General features: G+C 68.1%; 5 protein-coding genes. 2 read left to right on the plus strand and 3 right to left on the minus strand.

From position 1 onward, the window contains the following. Window positions 1–437: 437 nt before the first annotated feature. From ASG00_RS08165 to ASG00_RS08175, 3 genes are read right to left on the minus strand one after another with little or no spacing between them, the layout of a single operon-like run. Window positions 438–818 carry a hypothetical protein gene (locus ASG00_RS08165; RefSeq protein WP_056208377.1) on the minus strand — a complete coding sequence of 127 codons (381 nt, stop codon included), beginning with the start codon at window positions 816–818 and terminating at the stop codon, window positions 438–440. Further along, the gene (locus tag ASG00_RS08170; RefSeq protein WP_056208381.1) at window positions 815–994 is read right to left on the minus strand and encodes a hypothetical protein; all 180 of its coding nucleotides are present in this window, start codon (window positions 992–994) and stop codon (window positions 815–817) included. Before ASG00_RS08170 ends, ASG00_RS08165 begins: the two co-directional genes overlap by 4 nt. Beyond that, window positions 991–1185, minus strand: coding sequence for a type II toxin-antitoxin system HicA family toxin (locus ASG00_RS08175; RefSeq protein ID WP_056208385.1), 195 nt, complete (start codon window positions 1183–1185; stop codon window positions 991–993). The genes ASG00_RS08170 and ASG00_RS08175 overlap by 4 nt, the downstream gene beginning before the upstream one ends. A gap of 394 nt (window positions 1186–1579) precedes the next feature. On the opposite strand from ASG00_RS08175, the gene ASG00_RS08180 reads away from it, so the two are divergent. Both ASG00_RS08180 and ASG00_RS08185 read left to right on the plus strand, forming a co-directional pair. Beyond that, window positions 1580–1813, plus strand: a complete 234-nt coding sequence (locus ASG00_RS08180; protein WP_056208390.1) for a hypothetical protein — start codon at window positions 1580–1582, stop codon at window positions 1811–1813. Continuing rightward, on the plus strand, window positions 1800–2930 hold the full coding sequence (locus ASG00_RS08185; protein ID WP_056208393.1) for a hypothetical protein: 1131 nt from the start codon (window positions 1800–1802) through the stop codon (window positions 2928–2930). Before ASG00_RS08180 ends, ASG00_RS08185 begins: the two co-directional genes overlap by 14 nt. The last annotated feature ends 131 nt before the right edge of the window (window positions 2931–3061 follow it).

The raw sequence follows: 3061 nt of genomic DNA on the forward strand, positions 1-3061 counted from the left end.
AAATCGGTCAACGTCTCCCAGCAGTGCGGCTGCGTGCGCTTGGGTTCGCCACGCGTCAAGATCGCCCGTGTGAGTGGTCCGCAGCATGTGGACGTTCTTTCCGGGGGGGATGTTCTTCCATCCCGTAAGCATGTCGGCGAGTTCTCGCGCCGGGTTTGTCATTGTGTACATCCAGCCTCTCGTTGATGGGAACCGGCCGACAGGCGGATTACTCGCGCTGCGCGTTTTTGAATGCCGAGTGGAGCATGTCGGTTGAAGCCGAATCTGCACTCAATGTATCCGTCGGCAATCATTGAGTGCGCGGCGGATCGGTGGCGAAGTGTCTGGTCATTGCTTGGTGGCCGGCGCATAGTCGGACGCCACACCGAATCGACTACCTCACCTCCTTGCGCCTCTGGGCTGAGACGCGATCTCGGGGGCCGCAGGGGGAGCGGCGCTCAGGTGTTGACGAGCTGCGCGGCGCGCTGGTGGGAGACGCCCATGATCGTGCCGATATCGCGGACGGGGATCTCGGCGGCGGCGAGGCGCTTCGCGAGGCTGACGGCACGGTCGGATGCTGCGCGCTCGAGGGCGGCGGCGTCCGATCGTGCTGCGCTGATCGCGTGCGTCTCGGCGAGCACGTCGAGTCCGTTCACGTCGGACACGGTCACGGTCACGGCGATGTCGTCGGGTGCGACGTCGAGTGTTGCGGCGATGTACTCGCGGGCGGTGCTCTCGGCGTCGCCGAGGCGGCGGGTCTGGGTGAGCCCGTCGAGGTCGGGGATGCGGATCATCCACCATTTCCCGTCGCGGCTCGCGGTGGCGGTGTAGTGCTTCATCGGGTGACTCCTTCCAGTGCGGCGGCTTCGCGCATGTCTGCGCCTAGTTCGATAGCTTCGGCGGCGGCTAGGTACTCGGCCGAGGTGATCTCGTCGGATTCGGTGGCTGCGCGGCGGAACCACGCGGCCCGCCCGCGGGAGCGGGCGATGTTCTCGGGGCTATATGTGTCGCTCATTCGCCTTCCTCCATTGCTTTGAGCAGGTTCCGGTACACGCCGGGGCTGATGGTGCGGTGCCCGTCGGGGAGCGTGAAGGTCGCTCCGGTCGGGGACTGCCAGACGGTGTGCGATCCGACGGTGCGGAGGGGGCTCCATCCGGCGTTGCGCATCATCTTGACGACCTTGCGTGTGGGTTGCTCGCTGATCATGAGAATAGTCTAGCCCGACTAGACACTACAAGTCAAGTCGGGCTAGACAAAGGCGGATCGACCTTACCGCTTGCGGTGTGTCGCGTGGTCTTGATAAGCTCAGCTTGCGCGATAAATGACGAAAGGCCCGGCGACTCTGCCGGGCCTTTCGCGTTCCCGCTGCCCTGGCCAAAGGGGGTGAGTCCGATGTGACACTCCCTGGGTCCATAGCTTCCCCAGCCGTGCCCGGCTTGGGGGCGCGCCCCGCCGCCGCTGACCCTCACCTTCTGCCCTCACGCACCCGTCGTCGAGTCGCCGCGCATTCTGCGGGCGCCGCGGGTCGATTCTTGGCGCACACGGTCGCGGGCGCTGTGGGGCGTTGCTCTACCTACCGATCGAGCGGAGGGAGTCTCACATGTCACTGAGTGACGACGTGAACGCGGGACCGCCGGAGGCGCCGCGTCGGCGAACGAAGATCGACGACTGGCTTGACCGGCTCGACGCCGCCGACCGCGAGGCGGCGATGCGCGCCCTGAGCGACCCCGCGTGGCGGCATGTCGACGTGCATGCGCTGCTCGCCCGGCACGGGCTCGACGTCTCTGACGTCCAGGTCGGGAAGTATCGGAGGGCGCTGAATGTCGCTGGCTGACGAGGTGCGCGCAACGGTGCCCGATGTCCCCGCGGAGTGGCGCGCGCGGCAAGTGGTCCGCGGTGACGAGGTCGAGATCGTGACGGGGCCTATCGAGCCGGTCGCGACCGACGCCGAGCTGCTCCGCTCGTTCGGGTACGACCCGGCCGAGATCGAGGTCGTCGGGACGATCAACCAATGGCGCAAGCAGCTCCCCGACGGGCAGTGGCGGGTGTCGTACTTCTTCCGCTCTCGGCCGCGTTCGGCGAAGCTCGATCTTCCCGCGCTCGCCGCCGCCGCCCGCCGCAAGCCGCGGCCCGCGTTGCGGCCGGTCGAGTCGGGTCCGGTCACCGTCGCCGTGCTCTCTGACCCGCAGATCGGCAAGACGGGTTCGCGGGGCGGCACGCCTGAGCTGCTCGAGCGCCTCGAGGTCAAGAAGGCCGCTCTCGCACGTCACCTCCGCGACCGGAAGCCGGCGCGCACGGTGCTCGCGGAGGCCGGCGACCTGTTCGAGGGGTTCGAGTCGGGCGGCAATCCGGCGTTCACGAACGATCTCTCGCTCGCGCAGCAGATGGACATGGCCGGCCTGATCCTGTTCGACTTCGTGTCGATCCTTCGCCGGCATGGGCATGTCGACGTGCTCGGCGTGCCGTCCAATCACACCGCGTGGCGGTCGGGGAAGCGGCAGCTCGGTCGACCGGGCGATGACTTCGGCCTTCACGTGCACCGGCACGTCGAGCGCCTCGCGCGTGCGCACGGGTTCGACGTCGACTGGCATCTGCCGGGGCAGCACGACGAGGCGGTCACGCTCGATGTCCTGGGGACCGTGCTGGGCGTCGTGCACGGCAACCAGTACCGGGCGGGCCGGGCGGTCGAGTGGTGGCGGGGGCAGCAGCACGGCGGGCAGCCAGTGGGCGCCGCCGACGTTCTCGTGACCGGCCACTTCCACTCACTGTCGGTCATGCCGACCGGACGCAATCCGTACACGGGACGGGCGAAGTGGTGGCTTCAGGCGCCGACGCTCGACAACGGGTCCGACTGGTTCCGCAACCTCACCGGGGACGACTCCGATCCGGGGCTCCTCGTGTTCGACATCACCGAGCGTGGGTTCGACCTTCAGTCGCTCACGGTCCTATAACCGCCGGGCTGATATTCGCCCGACATAAGCCGACCGCACGAGTCGCCCGCAGGGCGCGCGGTCGAGGGGGCGCCATGCGCGCCCTGTAACCGCGGACGCAGAGACAACGCGCGGCACGTCGGCCCGGCGTG

The sequence above is a fragment of the Microbacterium sp. Leaf351 genome (assembly GCF_001423825.1).
GTDB classification, from domain to species: Bacteria; Actinomycetota; Actinomycetes; order Actinomycetales; family Microbacteriaceae; genus Microbacterium; species Microbacterium ginsengisoli.